The organism is Streptomyces sp. NPDC046308 (genome assembly GCF_055588065.1).
Genome location: NZ_JBVJFB010000001.1, coordinates 193,347 through 214,326 on the forward strand (window position 1 = coordinate 193,347; position 20,980 = coordinate 214,326).

At 76.3% G+C, this 20,980-nt stretch carries 14 protein-coding genes; 3 read left to right on the forward strand and 11 right to left on the reverse strand.

Features of this window, described 5'->3' with window-relative positions; all coding sequences use genetic code 11:
- Nucleotides 1-54: 54 nt before the first annotated feature.
- The 5 genes from ACZ6JT_RS00900 to ACZ6JT_RS00920 all read right to left on the reverse strand — a co-directional run bounded on the left by ACZ6JT_RS00900 (nt 55) and on the right by ACZ6JT_RS00920 (nt 13,157).
- Nucleotides 55-1,875, reverse strand: a complete 1,821-nt coding sequence (locus ACZ6JT_RS00900) for a hypothetical protein (protein ID WP_469205815.1) — start codon at nt 1,873-1,875, stop codon at nt 55-57.
- Nucleotides 1,872-5,918 carry a DUF5682 family protein gene (locus ACZ6JT_RS00905; protein WP_469205817.1) on the reverse strand — a complete coding sequence of 1,349 codons (4,047 nt, stop codon included), beginning with the start codon at nt 5,916-5,918 and terminating at the stop codon, nt 1,872-1,874. Before ACZ6JT_RS00905 ends, ACZ6JT_RS00900 begins: the two co-directional genes overlap by 4 nt.
- The gene (locus ACZ6JT_RS00910) at nt 5,915-7,072 is read right to left on the reverse strand and encodes an ATP-binding protein (protein ID WP_362814119.1); all 1,158 of its coding nucleotides are present in this window, start codon (nt 7,070-7,072) and stop codon (nt 5,915-5,917) included. The genes ACZ6JT_RS00905 and ACZ6JT_RS00910 overlap by 4 nt, the downstream gene beginning before the upstream one ends.
- Nucleotides 7,073-7,365: 293 nt before the next feature.
- A complete protein-coding gene (locus ACZ6JT_RS00915; protein WP_469205819.1) occupies nt 7,366-12,294 on the reverse strand; it encodes a DNA-binding protein in 4,929 nt (1,642 codons plus the stop codon).
- A complete protein-coding gene (locus ACZ6JT_RS00920) occupies nt 12,291-13,157 on the reverse strand; it encodes a DUF4132 domain-containing protein (RefSeq protein WP_469205822.1) in 867 nt (288 codons plus the stop codon). Before ACZ6JT_RS00920 ends, ACZ6JT_RS00915 begins: the two co-directional genes overlap by 4 nt.
- Before the next feature lie 201 nt (nt 13,158-13,358).
- Here ACZ6JT_RS00920 and ACZ6JT_RS00925 point away from each other — a divergent pair, with 201 nt between their 5' ends.
- On the forward strand, nt 13,359-14,099 hold the full coding sequence (locus tag ACZ6JT_RS00925; protein ID WP_469205824.1) for an HNH endonuclease family protein: 741 nt from the start codon (nt 13,359-13,361) through the stop codon (nt 14,097-14,099).
- Nucleotides 14,096-14,383 carry a hypothetical protein gene (locus tag ACZ6JT_RS00930; protein ID WP_469205826.1) on the forward strand — a complete coding sequence of 96 codons (288 nt, stop codon included), beginning with the start codon at nt 14,096-14,098 and terminating at the stop codon, nt 14,381-14,383. Before ACZ6JT_RS00925 ends, ACZ6JT_RS00930 begins: the two co-directional genes overlap by 4 nt.
- Nucleotides 14,384-14,394: 11 nt before the next feature.
- Here the strand turns inward: ACZ6JT_RS00930 and ACZ6JT_RS00935 are convergent, their stop codons facing one another.
- The 3 genes from ACZ6JT_RS00935 to ACZ6JT_RS00945 form a co-directional block, all read right to left on the reverse strand.
- Entirely contained in the window at nt 14,395-15,540 is a 1,146-nt protein-coding gene (locus ACZ6JT_RS00935; protein WP_469205828.1) for a YncE family protein, read from the reverse strand.
- Nucleotides 15,537-16,199 (reverse strand): ankyrin repeat domain-containing protein, encoded by a 663-nt coding sequence (locus tag ACZ6JT_RS00940; RefSeq protein ID WP_469205831.1) that lies wholly within the window; start codon nt 16,197-16,199, stop codon nt 15,537-15,539. The genes ACZ6JT_RS00935 and ACZ6JT_RS00940 overlap by 4 nt, the downstream gene beginning before the upstream one ends.
- Nucleotides 16,200-16,364: 165 nt before the next feature.
- Entirely contained in the window at nt 16,365-16,898 is a 534-nt protein-coding gene (locus ACZ6JT_RS00945) for a GNAT family N-acetyltransferase (RefSeq protein WP_469205833.1), read from the reverse strand.
- A 150-nt stretch (nt 16,899-17,048) separates the two neighbouring features.
- Between ACZ6JT_RS00945 and ACZ6JT_RS00950 the strand changes: the two genes are divergently transcribed.
- A complete protein-coding gene (locus tag ACZ6JT_RS00950; protein ID WP_469205835.1) occupies nt 17,049-18,368 on the forward strand; it encodes a sulfite oxidase in 1,320 nt (439 codons plus the stop codon).
- An 8-nt stretch (nt 18,369-18,376) separates the two neighbouring features.
- Here ACZ6JT_RS00950 and ACZ6JT_RS00955 read toward each other — a convergent pair whose 3' ends face one another.
- The 3 genes from ACZ6JT_RS00955 to ACZ6JT_RS00965 all read right to left on the reverse strand — a co-directional run bounded on the left by ACZ6JT_RS00955 (nt 18,377) and on the right by ACZ6JT_RS00965 (nt 20,972).
- Complete coding sequence (locus tag ACZ6JT_RS00955; protein ID WP_469205837.1) at nt 18,377-19,540, reverse strand: alpha/beta hydrolase family protein; 1,164 nt, start codon at nt 19,538-19,540, stop codon at nt 18,377-18,379.
- A gap of 271 nt (nt 19,541-19,811) precedes the next feature.
- Nucleotides 19,812-20,219, reverse strand: coding sequence for a DUF3224 domain-containing protein (locus tag ACZ6JT_RS00960; protein WP_469205840.1), 408 nt, complete (start codon nt 20,217-20,219; stop codon nt 19,812-19,814).
- A 54-nt stretch (nt 20,220-20,273) separates the two neighbouring features.
- The gene (locus ACZ6JT_RS00965; protein ID WP_469205842.1) at nt 20,274-20,972 is read right to left on the reverse strand and encodes a class I SAM-dependent methyltransferase; all 699 of its coding nucleotides are present in this window, start codon (nt 20,970-20,972) and stop codon (nt 20,274-20,276) included.
- Nucleotides 20,973-20,980: the final 8 nt, after the last annotated feature.

Here is a 20,980-nt window from a genome sequence, read left to right on the forward strand (position 1 = left end):
GCCGGGCGCTGCTGCACCGCGTGGAGCCCGGCCGCGGGCTGGGCGACCACGACTTCAGTGTGCTGTGGGCATGGCTCCGTCCGGAGTAGCCGCCCAGGACGCGGCGACCAGGGAGCGTTCCGCCGCCGCCAGGTGGGTGGCGGCGGCCAGCCAGGCCCAGGCGTAGCCGTCGGGCGAGGGGTCGGTGAGGCGGCCGAAGGCGTTGCGGGGGCGGCGGTCGGCCTCGGCGGCGAGGGCCGCGGCCAGCTCCGCGGCCGCGGTGAGCCCGGCCCGGCGCAGCGGGCCGAACGAAGCGAGGGGCGCCGTACCGCGGGCCGCTTCGGCGACGGCTCGGCGGCCGCCCGCGACCCCGGTCTCCAGGAGGCGGCGTACCCGCCACAGCGGGGAGTCGGCCAGCGGGTCCGGCCCTTCGGCCGCCGGTACGGGCCCGGGGGCGTCGGCCCGCGGCGGGAAGTGGATGCCCTGGAGGCGGTCGTAGCCGAGGTCGGCGCGGCCCAGCCATTCCTCGGGCAGCCGCAGGGTGTACGGCGCGTCGGGCACCGGGCCGACGGCGAGGGGGCGCAACGTGGCGGCGCGGTCCAGGTCGGGGCGGCCCAGGACGCGCAGCCGCAGTCCGGGGAACCCGGCGATCCGGCGCAGGTTCGCCGTGTGCGGCAGCTCGGAGTGGGGGTGGGCGGGCAGCAGCCGCAGCAGCGGCGCGTCCGGGCGTGCCTCGCGGACGAGGAGGTGTTCGCCGGCCGCGCCGACGACGGTGACGTCGCAGCCGAGGAGCGCGGACTCGGCTCCCTCCGGATCGGCCAGCAGCTCGGCGACGGCCTCGGCGGCCGGGCGGGCGAAGAGCCGCGCGGCGGGCTGCTCGGTCCAGGGCGTGCCGGGCAGCGGGGTCGCCCTGACGCCCCGTCCGGCGCCGAGCCGGCCCTCCGCCGACACCGTCGCGCCGACGATGCGCAGGCCGCCGCGGGCCAGACCGGCGTGGTCGAGGACCGCGCCGCCGAGCGCGACGGAGGCGGATCCGGCGCCGCGGGCACGGGCCAGGCCGCCGGGGCGTACGTCGGACACCGAGTAGCGGGCGCCGTCGGGTGCCAGCAGGTGGGTGACGACTCCGCCGTATCCGGTGGCGGAGAGCACCGGTTCCCGGCACAGGCCGTGCACTTGGAGGCTGCCGCCGGGCGCGTAGGCGCGGCGGGCGGTGCCGGTCAGCGCGGGGTCGGCCGCTCCGGAGGCCAGCACGCCGGCGGTGTGCAGGAGCTCGCGGAAGGCGCCGGTGAGGGCGCCGAGCCGCTGTGTGGCCCGGCGTTCCCGGGCGGCTCGCAGGCCGCGTACGACGCGCAGGGCGGCGGCCTCGGCGCGCGGCAGCCCGGCGAGGCGGGCGGTGTGGGCGGCGCGCAGCAGTTCGGCCTGGACCACGGCGCCGCCGGCGGTGACTCCTGCGGCGAGGGCCTCGGCGGCGGCGTGCCAGAGCGCGGCCGCGGCGCCGAGCTGGGCCTCGGTGAGGACCGGCGCCGGCCCGGTGGGCTCGGCGGGGACGGACTGCGCCGGGGCTTCCGGCTCGGGCCGCTCCGCCGGCGGTGGCGGCGGGGCCGCGTCCGCGAGCGGGGCCGCGCCCAGTGCGGCGGCCCGGTGCAGGCACCTGGGCGCCAACAGGCAGCTGCACGTGGCCTGTCCGGCCTCGGTGACCGTGCCCGAAGGGCCGGGGCGCAGGGTGACGACGGCGTCCTCGCCGAAACGGACGGTGACACTTCCGTCCGCCTGCGGGGCGGCGCCCGCCGCGCAGCCCTCGGTGGCGGCGTCCAGCTTCTTGCGCAGGCGGGCGGTGAGGTTCTCGACCGCTTCGGCCAGCACCTCGGGTGCGACGGGCGGCAGTTCGGTGCTCAACGGGACTCTCCACGGAGGCGGTCGCCCACCCAGCGGGCGAGGGCGAGGGGGCTGAGGGCTGCCACGGGCATCCCGGCCGCGACGAGTTGCCGGGCGACCGGGACCGAGTACCGGGGCGTTCCCCCGTCGTCGAGCGCGGCGCAGCCCATCAGGTGGGCGCCGGAGGCGGCCAGCGCGCGGACCTCCCCGAGGAGCCCGCCGATGGGGGCTCCCTCCTCGAAGTCGCTGACCACGACGACGAGGGTGCGGCTCGGGACGGTGATCAGGGTGCGGGCGTGCGCGAGACCGGCGGCGATGTGCGTACCGCCGCCGACGCGGACCTCCAGCAGCAGCGAGAGCGGATCGTCGACACGGTCGGTGAAGTCCACGACCTGGGTGGAGAAGGCGAGGAAGTGGGTGGACAGGGTCGGTACGCCGCCCAGCACGGCCGCGGTCAGGGCCGACCAGATGACGGAGGCCTCCATCGAGCCGGAGACGTCGACGACGAGGATCAGCCGCCAGTCGGCCTCGCGGTTCGCCCGGGTGCTGAAGACGGGCCGCTCGGGTACGACGACGACCGTGCCGTCGGCCCGTCGCCGGGTGTGCGCGAGGTTGGCGCGCAGGGTCCGGGCCAGATCGAGCCTGCCGCCGGGGCGGCGGGTGGGGCGCGGGGTGGCGAGGCCGGAGAGCGCCGGGCGCAGGCGGGTGGCCAGCTCCTTGGCGAGCTCGTCGACCAGCCGTCTGACGAGGGGTCGCAGGCGGGCCAGTTGGGCTTCCGGGAGCCCGCCGGCCAGGGACAGTACGGAGCTCAGCAGTTCCACGGAGGGCCGTACGGCCGCCGGGTCGAGCTGGGCGAGCACGTCGGTGCGGCCCGCCTCGGCGGCGCCGGCGAGCACCTCCTCCCGTACGTCCGCACCGAACAGCGCCTCCAGCTCCTGCGACCACTCTCGGGCCGTGGGGAAGGAGGCCTCCCGGCCGCCGCCCTGGCCGCCTCCTTGGCCGGAGTCGAGGTCGGACGCGCCTTCGCCGCGTCCGGCGCCGTACAGCTCGTCCAGTGCGTGGGCGTAGCGGCGGGCGCCGGCGGGGAGGCGGTCGCGCTCGCGGCCGAGCAGCAGCCGCCAGCGGTCGGCGGGGGCCAGCCGGTGTTCCCCGGCCTCGTGGGTTCTGGCGGGCGGGGCGTCGGCAACGCCCGGGTCCGGGGCGGGCTCCTCCGCCGCGGGCAGCGGGAGGGCCTTGAGCGCGGCGAGCCCGGCGGCGTCGGCGGCGGCCCAGAGGGCGAGCAGGGCCGGCGACGCGTCGAGCGCGAGGTCGATCCGGTCGCCGAGCCGCTCGGTGACGGTGTCGAGCAGCCGGTCTCGGGCCGCGGGCGCGAGGGCGTCGAAGCCGCCGCGCAGTGCGGGGAGGCGGTCCAGGAAGTCCTGGTCGGCGAGGCGCTCGACGCGGGCGAGGAGCGGGGTGAGGGCGGCCGGGGAGGACCCCAGCAAGGGGCCCGCGGCGGTGAGGAGGCCGGCGAGCCGGCGGGTCAGGGCGCGCCGGCTGTCGGCGGTGCCCGCGGCGTCGATCCACCCGGCGGCGCGGTCGCCGAGCCCGGCGGCCGGGTCGAGGTCGAGGAGGACCCGTACGGCCAGGGCCGCGCCCTGCATCAGCGGGGACGCGGAGGCCGCGAGGTCGGCGAGGGCCTCGTCGGTGCGCAGGCCGAGGTGGTGGGCGGCGGCGCGGTCGGCGAGGGCCACGAGGGCGGCCGCGTCGGCGGGGTCGTCGCTGCCGGCGAGGCCGGGCAGCGACCGTACGGCCGCTTCGAGGAGGTCCGCGGTGAGGGCGGCGGCGGTGGCGCGGGACCCGTCCGAGGTGCCGGGGAGGTGGCCGCGGTGGAGGGCCTCCAGGAGGTCGAGGGCGTCCAGGAGTTCGGGCAGGGTCGCCGTCTGCGGCAGGGTGGTGGCCGCCTCGTGGAGGCGTACGTCGACCAGCTCGGGCAGATCGCAGCGCGCGGCGGCGGCCAGCCCGGCGAGGATCTGCGCCGGGGTCGGCCCGCCGTCGGCGGCGGCCCGGCGGGCGGTGTCGCGCAGGGTTCCGGCGGCGGCCTGGGCGGCGGTGACGCCGCGGACTCCGGCGAGATCGAGGCGGGCGGGGACGGAAGGCGTCCAGGACAGCCGCCATTTGGTGCCGAGGGCGGTGCCGTCGCCGGTGGCGGCCACGGTGAGGGGCTCCCCGTAGGAGGCGCCGCACACGAGGAGCCGTTGCAGCAGGATCTCGCGGCGGCCGTCCAGGGCGGAGCGCAACGGGTCGAGGCGGACCTCGCGGGAGGCGGGCTCGTCGGGGCCGGGCAGGCGCAGTTCCGTCAGCTCGGCCTCGACGGAGGGGCCGAGGCCGGAGCGGGGGGCGTGCGGGGTGATCCGTCCGCGGGCGGTGCCGACGAGCACGGCCTCGAGGGCGCGGGCCAGCGCCCGGCCGCGGCCGAGCGGTTCGCCCTGGCCGAGCACGGTGGTGACGGCTTCGAGGAGCTCGCCGCGGCCGGGCGCGGGGAGCCCGCGCAGGACGGCGAGGTCGCAAGCGAGCCGCAGGGTCTCGGCGGCCTCGCCGGTGCCGGCGGTGTGCCCGGCGCGGCGCAGTTCCCGGCAGAGCCGGGTGAGGGCGACGGAGGCCGCGTCCCGCACCCGGCCGGGGTCGCCGCCGGCTTCCAGGACGGCCTGCTGCCAGAGCGGATCCCGGATCCCGGCGGGGTATCCGGAGCGGGAGTCGAGCAGATCGAAGGAGTACGGCACGAACGAGGTGACGGCCCGGTCCGTTGCTGGCGCCGGCCCACCGGACGCCCCGGCCCGGGGCGCCGGCACCGGCCCACCGGGCTCCTGGGCGGGCGCCTGCGGAAGGACACCGCCGGGCCCGGCGCCCGCGCCCAGGCACGCCGGGGCGGCGTCCACGGGCTCGGCCCCGGCACCCGCGCCCGTACGCGACGGGTCCACCACGGCGGGCCCGGTCCCCCCGGCCGCATCCTGGCGGGCACCGTCCGCACCGGCCGGGTCAGTTCCGGCGCCCGCGCCGAGGACGGCCCGGCCGGTAGCGGTCGGCACGGCCGTCGGATCCGCACCCCCGCGGGAGGGGTCCGCTCCGGCAGCACCGGTCCCCGCAGCGGCAGCGCCCGTGCCGGCCACCGCGCCGGCGGCGGTCGGGGCGGTGGAGGTGTCCGTGCCCGGGAGGGCGGGGGCGTGGTAGGCGCCGATCACGGCGGCCACGCGGTGGCCCGCGGCGGTGGCGCCGGCGATGACGGAGCGCATGTGGGACTCGCGGGCCAGGTCCCTGGCCGGTGGGGTGGAGTCGGCGCGCAGCGCCCAGCCGACGCCGAGGGCGGCGCGGCGGACGGCTTCCGGGGTGCAGCCCGGTGCGAGCACCTCGACGGCGCGGTCCCACAGGTCGTCGCCGTCACGGCCGGTACCGGCGGCGGTGAGCGCGTCCGCGAAGGTCCTCCGCCTCGGCGCCCCCGCATCGGGGTGGAAGCCCGGCTCCGCGGGGGTCTGCTCCGCGCCCGCTCGGTCGGGCTGACCGGGGACCGGCCCTGCGGGCCGAGTCGGGTCGGGGCCTGCGGGGGACGGGCCCGCGCCGACGGGCTGCGCCCGGCCCGGGACCGGACCCGCCCCGCCCGCCGGGTCGCGGTCCGGGCCGGTCGGACCGGCCGGGGCCGGCTCCGCGGGCTCGGCCGTCCACCCGGGGGACGGGAGGGGCAGGTCGCAGCACAGGACGGTGGCGCCGGTGCGGCGGGCCCAGCGGATGGCGGCCAGTTCCGGGGAGAAGTCGGCGAACGGGTAGAACGCCAGGCGGCCTTCGCCGTCGGTGCCCGCGAGGGCGACCGGGGCGACGGTCTCCGGGTCGGCCAGGTGCGCCAGCCACGGCTGGAAGTCCGCCGGGAGCTCGACGCAGACCACGTCCGCGCCCGAGGCGTCCAGCAGCTCCGGCACCACCGCGGCCAGCGCCGGGCTGTGGTGGCGCACCCCGATGAGGTACGGCTCGCGGGTCGCGGCGAGGGCTTCCACCGCGGCGCGCGGGTCCGCGCGCGGGTCGGTGTGCGTCAACGCAGGCTCCCGCGCAGGTCCCAGAGGCGGCGCCACATCGCCGAGCCGTCCTCGGCGCGGCGGCGCACCGGGCCGTCCCAGTAGCCGAGGAGACGGCCGTGGTCGGCCGGGTCGTCCTTGCGGACCACGCCCAGCAGGTGTCCCGGCAGCAGGTCCAGCACGTCCCCGCCCGGCAGGTACGCGGCCGCGACCCCGAGCGAGGCGGCCACCTGCACGGCTTCGGCGGTGGACATGACCGTACCGGGGCGCTCCACGTCCCAGCCCTCGGCGGAGCGTCCGGAGCGCAGGTCGCGGAAGACGGTGACGAGCGCGTCGAGGACGGCGTCGTCGACGCCGAAGGCCGCGCCGGCGCGCTCGACGGCGGCGACCGCCTGGCGGCGGATCAGCGTGGCCTCGGCGTCCGCGTCGGCGATCGGTGCGACGGTCTCGAAGTTGAAGCGCCGCTTGAGGGCGGCGGACATCTCGGAGACGCCGCGGTCCCGCAGGTTGGCGGTGGCGATGACGGTGAAGCCGGGGGCCGCGGAGACGACGGCGTCCTCGGTGGCGGTCAGTTCGGGCACGCTGATCCGCCGGTCGGACAGGATCGACACCAGCGCGTCCTGCACCTCGGGCAGACAGCGGGTGATCTCCTCGACGCGGACCACGCGTCCGGTGCGCATGGCGGAGAGCACCGGGGAGTCGACCAGGGCTCCGGAACTCGGTCCCTGCGCGAGCAGCAGTGCGTAGTTCCAGCCGTAGCGGAAGGCGTCCTCGGTCGTACCGGCCGTGCCCTGGACGGTGAGGGCGCTGGTGCCGCTGACGGCGGCGGCCAGCAGCTCGGACAGCATCGACTTGGCGGTGCCGGGCTCGCCGGTGAGGAGCAGGCCGCGCTCTCCGGCGAGGGTGACGACGCAGCGCTCCACCAGGGCCCGTTCGCCGACGAACTTGGGGGCGATGGCCAGCTTGGCGGGGAGCCCGGCGCGGCGCTTCGGCAGGGCCAGCTCGGCGCCGTCGCTGCCGCAGACGAAGGTGACGACGGCGCGCGGGGTCAGGGCCCAGCCGGGCGGGCGGGGGCCGGGGTCCTGGGCGGCGAGGAAGTCGAGTTCGGCGGCGTACCGCTCCTCGGCGGGCAGGACCTGCCGGGCGGCGGGGACGGATGGTGCGGTGACGGTCATCGGGGTCCTCCGGGACGGAAGGGATGGGGGAAGAGGGCGGTAGCGAGAACGGGGTCGGGTGTCGGTGTCGGGTGGGGGGGGGGGGGGGGGGGGCGGGGGGGGGGGGGGGGGGGGGGGGGGGGGGGGGGGGGGGGGGGGGGGGGGGGGGGGGGGGGGGGGGGGGGGGGGGGGGGGGGGGGGGGGGGGGGGGGGGGGGGGGGGAGAGAGGGGGGGGGGGGGGGGGGGGGGGGGGGGGGGGGGGCACCTTGTGGGGGGGGTCCCCCGCGCCGAGTGGGCCGGGACGGGCCCGTGGTTCAGCGGCGGCGGCCGCGGGTGCGCTTCACCTTGAGCTCCTCGAAGCGCGGGACGTCGCCCTCCCGGACCCGCTGCCAGGCCCGGCGGTAGAGGTCCGCGGCCGGTTCGGCCGGGGCCAGCACGCCCAGCAGCGGCCGTTCGCCGGCGCCGAGGCCGTACATCGGCAGCTTCCACTGCTCCACCGGCAGCGTCGGGGAGGCCATCTCGGCCCATCCGCCCGGCAGGAACAACGAGCGCCCGGCGCGGGTACGGCCGGCCGACACCACGAGGTCGGTGGCGGCCAGTTCGGCGCGGGCGGCCTTGAGGCGGGCCGGCTTCCAGCCCGTCCACCGCGCCGTGTTGCGGTCGGTGGGGTCGGGCATGGCGAGCAGCGCGAGGTACAGGGTGGCCGCGTCGGCGCCCAGACCGTACGCGGCGGACACCTCCTCGACGAGCTCGGGGACGGAGCGGCTCGGGTCCTGCGGCCACCAGGTGCCGTCGGCGTCCACGGTGCCCGCCGCCGGGGCGCCCGGGTCGGCGAGCAGCGCGGCGAAGCGCGGGTCGTGGACGGTCCGCAGCGCCGTCTCGACCGCGGAGGGCCGCTGGTCGGCGCCCCGCAGCGCCGGCAGGTAGGGGTCGGAGCCGGTGGAGTCCAGCAGGGCGGGGCGCAGTGCGGGCTTGGGCTGGTCGTCGTGGGTGGCCATGACGACCGCGCCGTAGCGCTCGTAGCCCTCGCCGGTCTCGGTCGGCGTGCCGGCCGCCTTCCGGAAGTCGGGCAGGCTGGTGTAGTGCCCGAGCTCCAGGAGCAGTTCGGGGCCGGCGAGCCGCTGCCGTACGGCGGTCAGGGCGGGCGGCAGGGCCGCTCGTACGGGGTCTCCCGCGGGCAGCCGGTGCGCGAGCCAGGTCGCCGTGGCCACCGTGCCGGTCAGGACGCTCGCGGTGAAGGGGCCGGTGGCGGGCTCGCGGGGCACCACGTGGTCGCCGCTGACCGTCCAGGCCACGTCGACGGAGAGTTCGCGGGAAGCCGCCGGGTCGAGCAGGGCGCCCAGGGCCCGGTGGGAGGCCCAGCCCCGGCCGACGGCGCGGGCGACCTCGGTGGCCAGCCAGTCGGGTACGCGGGTACGACGGCCCACGCGCCGGTTCCACACCTCGGCGGCGGCGGCCACGTCGGGCCCCTCGCTCCACAGCTTCGCCGGGTCGGCGGGCAGCAGGGCTGCGACCACGGCGCGGCGCACCTCGACGTCGAGGTTCTTGAGCTCGTCGCGGGCGAGGGCCGCGTCGGGGGCCTTGACCCCGAGGGCGGTGCGCAGGTCCGTGGGCAGGAAGTTGCGCTCGTAGGTGTCGATGTGCGGCAGTCCGGCGATCACCAGGCGGGCGAGGGCGCCGGAGACTCCGGTGAGTCGGGAGAACTCCTCGGCGGCTTCCGGGTGGAAGGGGGCCGGGCCGTGCTCGCCGAGCGCGGCGAGGAAGTCGGACAGCCAGCCGGCGCCGCGTGCGCGGTCGCCGAGGGGGGCGTGGCCGCGCACGGTGTAGGGGCCGGGGACGGTGAAGCGGCCGGTGGGGTCGTGCAGCAGGGCGCCGAACTCGTGGCCGTGGGGCACGGATTCGGCGTGCTCGGTGAGGGCGAGGACCGCTCCGCCGCCGAGCGGCAGCAGGGCGCGGTGGTAGAGGTCGCGGGCCAGGCCGTCGGGACCGGTCAGGTGGGGGCGGTCGAGGTGGATCAGGACCCGGCGCCAGCGGTCGGCGGAGCCCTCCGCCGAGGCCAGGCCGAGGGCGTCGACCGAGCCGAGCAGGCTGACGAGGGCGGCCCGCTGTTCGTCGGTGGCCGACACGGTGGTGGCGCGGTAGGCGATGGCGGCGGGCTCGTCGAGCAACGGGGTCCAGGAGAAGGTGTAGTGCGGCAGCGGGGGCACGTCGAAGTGGAGCCGGCCGGGCACCTCGGCCTCGTCGGTGCGCGCGCAGGCGGCACGGAGTTGGCACAGGGTGTGGTGGGCGCCGTCCTCCTCGCTGCCCCAGCGACGGTAGCCGTAGCCGATGAGGCCGCTCAGCGCGTCGCCCAGCAGCCCGTCGCTCGGGCCGTGTTCGCGCTCCTCGGCGGGGGTGTCGTCCGGGTGGAGCCGGCCGGCGACCTCGTCCAGGGCCTTCTGCTGGGTGAGGGTGAAACGCAGCACCTCGACGATGCCGCCGATCAGCTCGGGGGCGGTGACCTGCGGCAGGGCCGCGCTCACCAGGGCGGGCAGGTCGGTGACCTTCTCGGCTGCGGCGGCCGCCTTGAGCAGCGCGGCGACGGTCTCCCGGTCGGCGGCGCGCAGCGCGGCCGAGCCTTCGGCGTCGCGGGGGCGCAGGGCGTACCAGTGCGACAGCGGCGGGAGGTCCACGCTGCCGGTGCCGAAGTCGGAGCGGCGGCGGTCGCCGCGGGAGCGGGCGGTGACGACCCCGTCGGGGTCGGTGATGCTCAGTTCCTGCCAGTGCTGCGTGAGCGCGCGGGGCCGGTCGTCGCCGGGGAAGGCGAGCGCCGCGAGGGGCATGTCGCGGCCCTCGGGCACGGTGACGCTGCGGCCGCCGGTGTCGGCGCCCTGCCAGCCGTGGCCGGGGATCCGCACGGTGCGCCAGCCGAGCAGGCCGTCGGCGGGGGCGCCGAGCACGGAGCCGGCCACGGTGGGCGCCGGGCGCAGCCAGTTGGAGTGACCGCTGCGGCGGGCGTTCTCCGGGTGGGTGCGCAGCGCGTCGGCGAAGAACGCGGGCAGGGAGGCCCGGCCGTAGGCGGCGCCGGTGGGGTCGTACTCGAGCCAGCCGGCTTCGTTCCTCTCGTCGCGGCGCTGCCACACCCAGTAGGAGGTGCCGTCGGACAGCAGCGGCCGCTCGTCGGGGAGCTTGGTGTCGCCGCGGTGCAGGACGCCGCCGCCGGTGGTGCGGCCGCCGCCGGGGAGCGGCAGGGAGATGTGGTCGCTGCGCAGGGACCAGTGGTTGCGGTCGGTGTCCAGGGTGAAGACGGTCTGGGGATCGGAGTGCCAGTAGCCCTCCGTGCTGTTGGTGCTCCAGGCGGACCAGAAGACCAGCAGGTCGCCGTCGACGTAGTGGAACGCGTGCCGGTAGTTGGACCCGGCGGGGACGCGCAGGTCGTGGGTGAGGACGGTGGAGTCGGCGTCGATGACGCGGACCTCGGTCTCGTTGGCGACGATGAGGTACGGCCAGGCTTCGGTGACCGTCAGGCCCCGGTGGTTCCTGCCGGGGCTCAGTTCGGCGAGGGCGCGCTCCCAGGAGGGCCAGGCCAGCTCCTCGAAGAGGCCGCCGCGCAGCGTGCGGGCGAGGGTTTCGGCGAGGTCGGCGGCGGCCGCGGCGGCCACTTCCCCGGGGGCGAGTTCGAGGGCTTCGGTGGGCAGCCAGGTCAGGCGCTGGATGGCGTCGGGGACTCCGGGCAGGCCTGCGGCGATCGAGGCGCGGGCGACTTCGCGCGTCCACTCGGTCAGCAGCGGGCGGCCGCCGGGCGACTCGGCGACGCGCCGGATGACGTCGGGGCCCTCACCTGCGCCGAGGGCGTTCAGCGCCCGGCGGAAGGCGGGGTGGAAGCGCTGGTCGGCGCCGAGGGCGCGCAGGTCGCGGCGCTGGTCGACGGCGGCCCAGCCGGCCAGGTTCAGCTGGTCGTGCCGGTGCCGCTTGTTCTCGGTGTCGGGTTCGGGGTCGGCGACCGGGATCTCCAGGGCGAGCAGCAGGTCGAGGAGGTCGGCGTCCTCGACCCCGATGCGCAGGCCCGTATCCCGGCCGGGCCGGGCGAGTTCGGTGCGCAGCTGCTCCGCGCAGCGCTCGACGATGTCGAGGAGGACGGGGAGGGCGGGACGCACGCCCCAGCCGCTGTGGCGGGCGGCGTGGAAGCGCTCCAGCCAGCCGGCGGCGCCGTCGGGGGAACGCTGCTCGGCGGGCGCTTCCTCGCCGGTGAGTCCGGCGGTGGCGCCGGACTCCTCGAGGATGTCCAGCCACAGGGTGGGGAGCTCCTCGCCGCCGGGCGGGGTCAGGCCGAGGAGCGTGCCGCGTACCTCGGGACGGCGCTGGGCGAGCGCGACGAGGGCGGCACGGTGGGCCTTCCACCAGCCGGCCGCGGCGCGCAGGGTGGCGGGCAGGGGCAGCAGTTCGGCGAGGTAGTCCTGCTCGGCCTCGGTTCCGCTCAGGCCTGCGGCGCGGGCGAGGCGGCGCAGTTCGGTGGCGGCCTGGGCGGAGGGGGCCAACCCGCCGGCGGTGCGGCGCACGCACAGGCGGCGGAAGCGCTCGTGGGCCTCGGCGGGGGTGACGCGGGCGGCCAGGGCCTTGCCGTAGCCGGTGAGCACCTTCACCGGCAGGGCGCCGACGAGGGCGAATTCGAGGAAGACGGCGTCGAGGCGGTCCTCGTCGATGTCCAGCCCGTACTGGGCCTCGGCGGCGCGGGCCCGGCCGAACAGCTGGGCGGCGTAAGTGGTGTTCTCGACGGCGAGGAAGACGCGGGCGGCCTGCTCGTGGAATACGGGCAGGAAGTGCGGGACGGAGGCCGCGAGCCGGTCGGCGAGTTCCTGGCAGGCGTCGAGGGCGGCCTTGGGCTTGGTCTTGGCCTGCCGGGCGATCCGGTCCAGTTCGGGGACTACGGCGAGGGCGTGGTGGCCGTCCTCGGGGTGGTGCACGAGGACCCATTCGGGGAAGCCGAGCGCCTGGCGCCGGCTCAGGCCGACGACGGGGGGCTCGCCCTCGTCGCGTACGAGTCCCAGGAAGCCGGCGGCGAGGTCCTCGGCCGGGCCGAGTTCGGCGGGTGAGAGGCGGACGACGACGCGGTCGTCGCCGAGCCCGGGGTGGCGGTAGGAGCGGGCGGTCAGTTCGACGGCGGTGGGGCCGGCGGCGCCCTTGGTGTCGTGCGGGAGTACGGCGCCCGCCTTGAGCAGCAGTTCGGCCGTGTTCATCTCGGTGTCCCCCAGGTTGGTGCTCATGCGTCCCCGCCCTCCTCGATCTTGCGCCCGGCGTACAGCGCCGCGGCCATCCGCATTCCCTCGGACCAGGCCACCGGTCCGACGGTGGCCAGGGGTACCCTTCGGCCGTCCTCGTCGTGCCAGCTCAGGGCGCCCGTGGTCATCTCGTCCTCGTAGTAGGGCTCGCCGATCCACACCGCGGCCTCCGCGCCGGCGCCCGCGTCCCGGACCTTGCAGGTGGCGTAGCCGCCGGAGACGCGGTAACCGAGGGCGGTGGCGCGGGCGGCGAGGCTGAAGCGGGTGGGGAAGACCCCGCCCGCGTAGTCGCGCACCTCGGTGGCGGTGGCGGTGAGCCCGTCCGGCTTGTGCCAGGTCGCGCGGTGGATCTGCTCGACCCGCTGCACGATGCCCAGCTCGGCCGCGAACTCCCGTACGTCGTCCAGGTCCGGCAGCAGCACCGGATGGGGCAGGGTCACCGTGCGCGGGGAGAGGCGTACGGTCTCGCCGTCGAGGTTGACCACCTTCAGTTCACCGGAGGCGGTGGCGTCGCGCAGGAAGCCCACCTCGTCCGGGTCGTCTCCGACGACGGCCATGTCGCGCAGGGCGTGCTGCCAGGCCTCGTCCGGCCAGACCCGCGCGAGCAGTTCGGTGGGTACGGGCAGCGAGGACACCATCCAGGCGTCGACCTGTGCGACGCACGCGGCCTCGTGCCGGTCGAGCCATTCGGTGAGCCGGCGCAGCCGGTCCACCTCGGGATGGTCCTTCAGCGCCTTCGGCAGCGTCTTCAACTGCCGTCCCGCCGTCCGGCCGGTGGCGGACCTCGCCACCACCCGTCCTTCCACCAGGGCGATCTCGTACCCCTCGCCCGCCGCCAGCCATGCCATCAGCCCGTGCCCCTCCGCCTGTCGCGTCCGGTTCCGCGCAGCCCTGACAGGGGGGAACTGACCCCCCTGAGCTGCGGTATTCCGGGAGACTAGCGAGCCGCACTGACAACGCCCGCCGGAGGGTCAGCATCCGGTTTTATGTCCGATTCTGGGTAGTCTTCCGGGGACAGGTGCGCGGCGCGGTCGGCAAGGGGTGGGGTTATGGGACGTCAGATAGGTGTGCCGGGTGCGATCCTGGCGGCCGTGCTGCTGGCGGCGGGCGCGGCCGGTTGCTCCGGCACGGCCGGGCCGGGCGGCGGGGACGCGAAACCGTCGGCCACGCGGACCGCGCAGCCCCCGGACTCGGATCGCGGCTCGAAGCCGGACTCCAAGCCGGTCGGCGGGGACGTGCTGCCGGGGCTGGTCAGCGCCGCCGAGGCGCGGACCCGGTTGGCGGCCCTGAAGGTGGCGCCGGTGGGCACGATGGCCGGCTACAGCCGGGACAAGTTCACGCATTGGGCCCAGCAGGGCGACAAGTGCGACACCCGTGAGGTGGTCCTGGAGCGCGACGGCTCCGGCGTCAAACGGGACGCGGAGTGCCGGGCGGTGTCCGGCAGCTGGAAGAGCCTGTACGACGGGGTGGCCGTCACCGACGCCGCGAAGATGGACATCGACCACATGGTCCCGCTCGCCGAGGGGTGGCGCTCCGGCGCGGCCGGCTGGGACGCCGCCAAGCGCAAGGCCTTCGCCAACGACCTGACCAACCCTCAGCTGCTCGCCGTGACGGCGGCGTCGAACCGTTCCAAGGGCGACCAGAGCCCGGACCTGTGGCAGCCGCCGGACAGGTCGAGCTGGTGCCAGTACGGACGGGCCTGGACCACCGTGAAGTCCACGTACGGGCTGACCATCACCGAAGCGGAGAAGAAGATGCTCACCACAATGCTCGACACCTGCGCCTCATGACCGGGGGACACCACCGGCGGTGGCAGGACGGGGTGACTCCCGGGCCGGGCGGCGCCATGACCGACGAGGTCGGCGTCATCACCGGCCCGCTCACGCTGTGCACCACCGCCGTGGCCGGGGACATGGTCCGTTTCGACATCCAGTACGAGGGCGCCGACGAGTGGTACACCCTCTCCGGCAGCCCGCTCCCCCACCACGGCGATCCGGCCGCCCTGCACGCCGCCGCGCTCGCCTCGGTCCGCCGGGGCGGCGCGGCGCGGGCTCCGGGGACCGCGCCCGACTGACCGGGGCCCGCTCAGAGGACGGCGATGCCGAGGGGCCTGGCACCCGCCGGGAGGCGGCGGGCGGCGCCCGACTCCAGGTCGACGACCGTGATGCCGTTCCAGTGGCCGTCGCGGGTGTAGCCGCCCGTGACGTACGCGGTCCGGCCGTCCCGGGACACGGCCACGTCCTCGTGCGGGCCCTCCAGCGGGTACACCCGCTCGGTGCCGTCCGGGGAACGCACCGTCAGCGACGGGCCCTTGCCGGCGCCGGGCTCCACCGCTCCCGTGCCGACCACCAGGAGCCGGCCGTCGGCGGTGACGGTGGCGCCGTGCTGGTGGGTGTCCGCGGTCATCGGCTCGACGGTGGTCCGGCCGCTGCGCGGGTCGACGACGGCGAGCCGCTCGCCCTCGAAGGGGAGCAGCAGTTTCCCGTCGGCCGGGCGGACGGCCGCGTAGTGCGGCTTCAGCCAGGAGCCGAGCCCGCCCCCGGTGCCGTACGGGGCGACCTCGATCCGGCGGGGCCGCAGCGACCCGGCCGGGACGACGGTGACGTCGAAGGAGTCGTGGCCCGTGACGTACACCTCGGCGCCGTCGGCCGACACGTCCACGTCGAAGGGGCGCCGGCCCACCGGTACGACGGCGGTGACCCGGCGCGTCGCCGTGTCCACGACCTCCAGGACGCCGGTGGTGCCGGGGACGTTGACCCCGACGAAGGCGTGCGCGCCGTCGGGCGAGAGCGCGACGCCCATGCCGCCGCCGCGGTACTCGCCGTCGATGACCGGTCCGGTGCCCGTGCGGTACGGGACGCGCGCCACCAGGGAGCGGCCGCGGGTGTCGACGACGGCGAGGCCCTCGGCCGTGGCCACCCACGCGCGGCCGTCCGCGCCGACGGCCAGTCCGTACGGGGCCCGGCCCACGGCGACGGAGGCGACCGCTCCGCGCGCCGGGTCCACGAAGGTGACGGTGTCGGCCCCGAAGTCGGCGGTCAGGAGCAGCCCTTGCGGGGTCGGCGCGGTGGCGGGCAGCGGGAAGGCCGCGGACGGAGCCGGGCTCGGCGTCGCGGAGGCCGAGGCGGTCGCGGACGTCGCCGGGGTCCCGGCCTGGGCGCAGGCGGCGAGCAGCAGGGCCGCGGCGAGCGCCGCGAGGGCGGTACGGGCGTCCCGTGCGCGGCGGTTCACCGGCCGCTCCCCGGCTCTTTCCCGGCCGTCCCGCCGGCCCCGTCGGCCGCACCGACCCCGGCCGATCCGGCCGCGCGCAGGATCCGTGCCATGCCCTGGAACCCGCGGCGTACGGCGTGCTCGTACGGGGTCACCCCGTCGTGGTCGGCCAGTTCGGGAGCGGCTCCGGCGGCGAGCAGGAGGGCGACGACCTCCTCGTGGCGGGGCCCGCCGTCGCCGAGGATCACCGCTTCCAGCAGGGCGGTCCAGCCGAGCCGGTTGACGTGGTCGACGTCGATGTCCGTCTCGTCGAGCACCGCCCGCACGTACGCGGTGTGCCCGCGCTCGGCGGCCGGGATGAGGGAGATCCCGCCGAAGCGGTTGAGCTGCTTCAGGTCGGGCCCGGCGGGTAGCAGCAGGCGCATCATCCGGACGCTGCCGGTGACGCCGGTGACCAGCCAGGGGCTGTCCTCCCGGGAGTCCGGGGCGTTCGGGTCGGCTCCGGCGGCGAGCAGCACCCCGGCCGCGGCCAGGTGGTCGCCGAGCGCGGCGAGCAGCAGCGGGGTGCGCAGCTGCTCGTCGCGGGCTTCCACGGCGGCGCCCGCGGCGAGCGCGGCGCTCACCGCCGTCGCGTCGCCGCGGCGGGCGCCGTCGAGGAGCAGTCGGTCGTGCGCGTTCATGGTGTCCCTCTCGGCTCCGGGGCGGGGAGGGCCGCGTACGCCCTCCCGCTCCCCCGGTCCATGCTCGCCGCGCCGGGGCCCCGGCCGGTCCGCCCGGTGGACGGAGCACGGGAGCGGTCCGGCCGACCCGGGGGTCGTCCGATCGGCTGATGCGGGACGGCCGGATCAGGCCTCGTATTCCGTGAGGTCGATGCCGTGGATCCGCACGGACGTCTGGTACCGGGGGTCGGTGGTGTCGCGTTCCATCACCATGCCCAGCTTGCGGATCACGTTCTCGGAGTCGGTGTTGCTCATCCGGTTGATCGCGACGACCCGGTCCAGGCCACGGTCCTGGAGGGCGAACTCCAGGGTGGCGTGAGCGGCCTCGGAGGCGTAGCCCTGGCCCCAGTACTGGCGGCCGAGCCGCCAGCTGATCTGCACGTCCGCCCGGGCGTCCGGCAGGTTCTCGAGGACCGAGAGGCCGACGGCGCCGATGAGTTCACCGGAGGCGAGGAGCTCGACGGCGAAGAGCCCGAAGCCCTCGTCGTCCCACTCCTCCTCCCAGCGCTCGATCTCCTCGGCCGTCTCGTCGAGGCCGAGGGTGGATCCGTCACCGATCCAGCGCATCACCTCCGGGTCGGCGTTGATCTCCGACAGGGGGACGAGGTCGTCGTCGGTCCAGCGGCGGAGGAGGAGGCGGGGGGTACGGATCTCGGTCATGCCCCACATCCTGCCGAAATTCCGCCGACCAGCGGTAATCGGCCGTTGCGGCAGTGTTTCGAGTGCGTGGCCATCGCTCTGGGAAGGTTCCCGCGGCCCGCCCGGGACCTCTACGGTCCGTCGGGAACCGCGACCGAGGAGAAACCCGCCATGCCCTTCGACCTGTCGGACGAGAGCCGGTACGACCGCACGCGCCTGCGGCAGTGGGCCCGCGGCCACGCCCGCTCCGCCGGAGTGGACCGCCGCGACCTGCTGAAGCTGTTCGCGGTCGGGGCGGCCGCCGGATCGCTGGGCGTGGCGACGGGCGCACCGGCCGCGGCCGCGGGCTCGACCGCCGGCTCGGGCTCACCGGCCGCGGCCGCGCCGAACCCGCCCGTCGCCGCGGCCGCCGGGCCCGTCACCGTCAAACCGCTGCCGCCCGAGCTGTTCACGCTCCGCGGCACCAACGCGGAGACGAACTTCGCGGCGCTGCGCGGGACCGGCCCGCTCACCCCGATCGACCGGTTCTTCGTCCGCAACCACACCTCCACCCCGCGCGTCGACGCGGCCGGGTGGCGGCTGAAGGTGTGGGGCGACGGGCTGGCGGGCGACCCGGTGGAGTTCTCGTACGAGCGGCTGCGGGCCCTGCGGGCGGTCGAGCGGACGCTGTTCATCGAGTGCGCGGGCAACGGCCGGAGCTTCTACACCACGCAGCAGGGGCAGCCGGTGACCGGCACCGCCTGGACCCTGGGGGCCATCGGGGTGGCGCGCTGGCGCGGGGCGCGGCTGTCGGACGTGCTGCGGCTGGCCGGGGTCACCCGCGGGGCCGTCGACGTGCTGCCGAGGGGACTGGACGACGAGGTGGTCGCGAACGGGGTGAATTTGGGCCGGGTGCGCCGCCCGCTGCCGGTGGCGAAGGCACTGGACGACGTCCTGCTCGCGTACGAGATGAACGGGCAGCCGCTGCCGCCCGACCACGGCGGTCCGGTGCGCCTCGTCGTACCGGACTGGGTCGGGATCTCCTCGATCAAGTGGGTCGGGGACATCGAGGTGAGCGACGAGCCGCTGTACTCGCCGTGGAACACCGACCTGTACCGGCTGTTCGGGCCCGAGTACCCGGCGCAGGGCAGCGCCCCGCTGACCCGGCAGACCCTCAAGAGCGCCTTCGAGCTGGAGCTGGGGGCCACCGTTCCGGTGGACCGGACCCGGCTGCTGACCGGCCGTTCCTGGTCGGCGGCGGCCCTCGTCACGCGCGTCGAGGTCAGCACGGACGGGGGCGGCCACTGGCGGCGGGCCCGGATGCACGACGCCCCGCGCCGGGGCAGCTGGGTGCGCTGGTCGCTGCCGTGGACCCCGCGGACGACAGGTGCGACGGCGCTGCTGGCGCGGGCGACCGACGCGAGCGGGCGGACGCAGCCCGAGACCTCGGTCCACAACACGCAGGGCTACCTCTTCGACGCGGTCGTGCGGCACCCGGTGACCGTGGTCTGAGCGGCGGTTCAGGGGGTGTGGAAGCGGACCTCCGGCGCGTCGGGCGAGGGGCCGTCGAGAAGGGGCCGCGGGATGCCCTTGAGGTGCTGGTCGACGAAGGCGGCGACATAACGCCGGGTCAGCTCGACGGAGCGGGCTCCGGGCAGCGGGGCGTCCTGGTCGGGGAGGCCGAGCTGCTCGCCGATCGCCGGGAAGTCGCTGAAGGTGAAGTGGCCCGAGTCCGCGAAGGTGATCCAGCGCTTCCAGCCGTCGAGCTTGGGCCAGTTGTCGTCCCACGACGTGATGCCGCCGGGGGCGCTGCGCTGCTCGCCGAGGAACATGAAGGGGCGGCCTCCGAGTCCGGCGTCGGGGACCGGGGTGTGGAGTCCGCCGTCCATGTTCACCCCGGCGCGGATCCTGGGGTCGAGGGCCATCGCGGCGACCGCGGAGGCCCCGCCGATGGAGTGTCCCGCCATCGCGATGCGGCTCTGGTCGATGAGGCCGGCGTGGCGCCAGGCGGGGTGGCGTCCGGTGAGGCGGTCCAGCAGGAAGGACACGTCGCGGCCGCGGGTGTCGCTGACCGTCCGCATGGGCGTGCCCGCCTCGGTCTTCTCGCAGGCCAGGCACTTCAGCACGCGCCCGCCGGGGAAGGCGGTGCCGACGCTCTCGTAGGCGTGGTCGACGGAGGCGACGACGTAGCCGCGGGAGGCAAGGTCCTCGGCGAGCGCGGTGAGCGTGGAGCGGTGGACGGTGAAGCCCGGGGAGAGCACGACCAGCGGGTACCGTCCGGCGAGGGGACGGGCGTGGGTGCGGGAGGCGCTCACCGTGCCGGTCAGGGTCGCGACGGGGATGACCTGGTCGAGTCCGCGGTCGACCAGCAGCAGCCGGGCCTCCTCGTCGGTGAGGTAGCGCGCGGGGCCGCCGGTGTCGCGCCGGGCCGGGTAGCGCATGGTGACCATCAGCTCGCGCGGGCCCGATCCGGCCCAGGGGTCGGTACGGCTGTGGTCCACCAGGTGCAGGTCCTCCCGGCCGACGGCGAACCGGCCGGTGGGGCGCGGCAGTTCCACCGCGGTGCGCAGCTGCGCGGCGGCGGACGGCGAGTCCGCCGCGACGGCGGTACCCGCGCCGGCGAGCGGGAGCGGCAGGAGCAGGGCGACTAGGGCGGCTGAGGCGACAGCTCTGCGTCGGTTCATGAATCCGAGGCTATGCAGCGGCAGTAGACGGATCGTCAACTCGCAGAGGGATCACCCCGTACCTCCCGGGTAGGTCCCGCCTCCGCCTCAGGTCTCATCCGGCCGCTGTCCGGGCCTCAGTCCCTGCGCTTCGCCGCCGGCTCGCCACCGTCTCGGCCCGCCTCCACCGGCTCGGGGTCCGGGCGCCCGGCGCCACCGTCACCCTCGCGGGCGGGGTGCTCGCCGCGGCGTTCCCGACCTGCTCCGGACTGGTCACCTGGGTGCTTGTGGCTCAGTCGAGGCGGTAGTCGAACCAGATCCGGTGGGTGCCGTCCGGATCGACCGCCATGCCCCCGGCGCCGGAGATTCCGGCCAGTTCACCGGCGCCGCTGGAGGGCACGATGGTGAAGAACTCCGCGGTGCGGTCGCTGCCGGAGGTGGTCGCCGAGTGCGCGAAGTTGAACGCCCCCTCCCGGCCGTGCAGGGAGCCCTCGAAGGACTCCATGGCCACATAGGTGCCGACGCCGGTCTCCTGGTCGAACGCGGCGGTGAACAAGGTCGCCGAGCGGCCGGCCACCTCGCCCTCGAACGCCTTCTCCATCGTCGCCACACCCACGGGAAGCCCGGTGGACACCGCGGGATCCGGTTTCAGCTCGGTCGGGACGAACGCCTTGACGCTGAACGTTCCAGTAGCTCTCATGTTCCGACCGTACCGACCCGCACTGACACCGGCTCCGGAACCCGCGTGGTCCGGCTACGGACGGCCGGTGACCGGCAGGGCCCGCACCCAGGTGCGGTCGCCGGTCAGATAGGCGTCGACGGCAAGTCCCGCCTCGCGCAAGGCGAGTTCAAAGCCCTCGGTGGTCAAGGGGCGTGACAGGAACGTCTGGGTCCACCGGACGTCCGGGAAGACATATTCGACGTGGACGGACCGCACACCGGGGCTCACCGGATCGGAGGACAGCACCCGGACGAGACCGCCGGCGATCTGCCGCTCGTGCGGCAGGTTCTCGTGCCTGCCTTCGCCCTCCCGCTGGATCAGTACGCAGCCGTCGTCCGCGACATGCCGTCGACAGGTACGCAGCAGCCCCCGGCGCACTCGCGGATCACCGGCGTGGACGAGGAACGACCCCAGCAACACCACATCGAAGCGCTCGTCGAGTTCCAGTTCCTCGATCGGACTGCACACGGTGCGGGCGCCGTGGACTCGCTCCAGCATCTGGGGGGATTCGTCGACGGCCGTGACGGTGAAGCCGCGCTCGACCAGCGGATGCGTCACGCGGCCCACACCGGATCCCAGTTCGAGGATGCGGGCCTCGGCGGGGACCGCCCGCCCGATGATCTCGGGCTCGTCGCCCACGGGGAGCCGCTCGTACAGCTCGACCGCACACCCGTCCGGCGTGATCGCCCCCGGCCCGGTCCCTTGGTAACCCTCGCGCGTCCGCCTGTTCATATGGCATG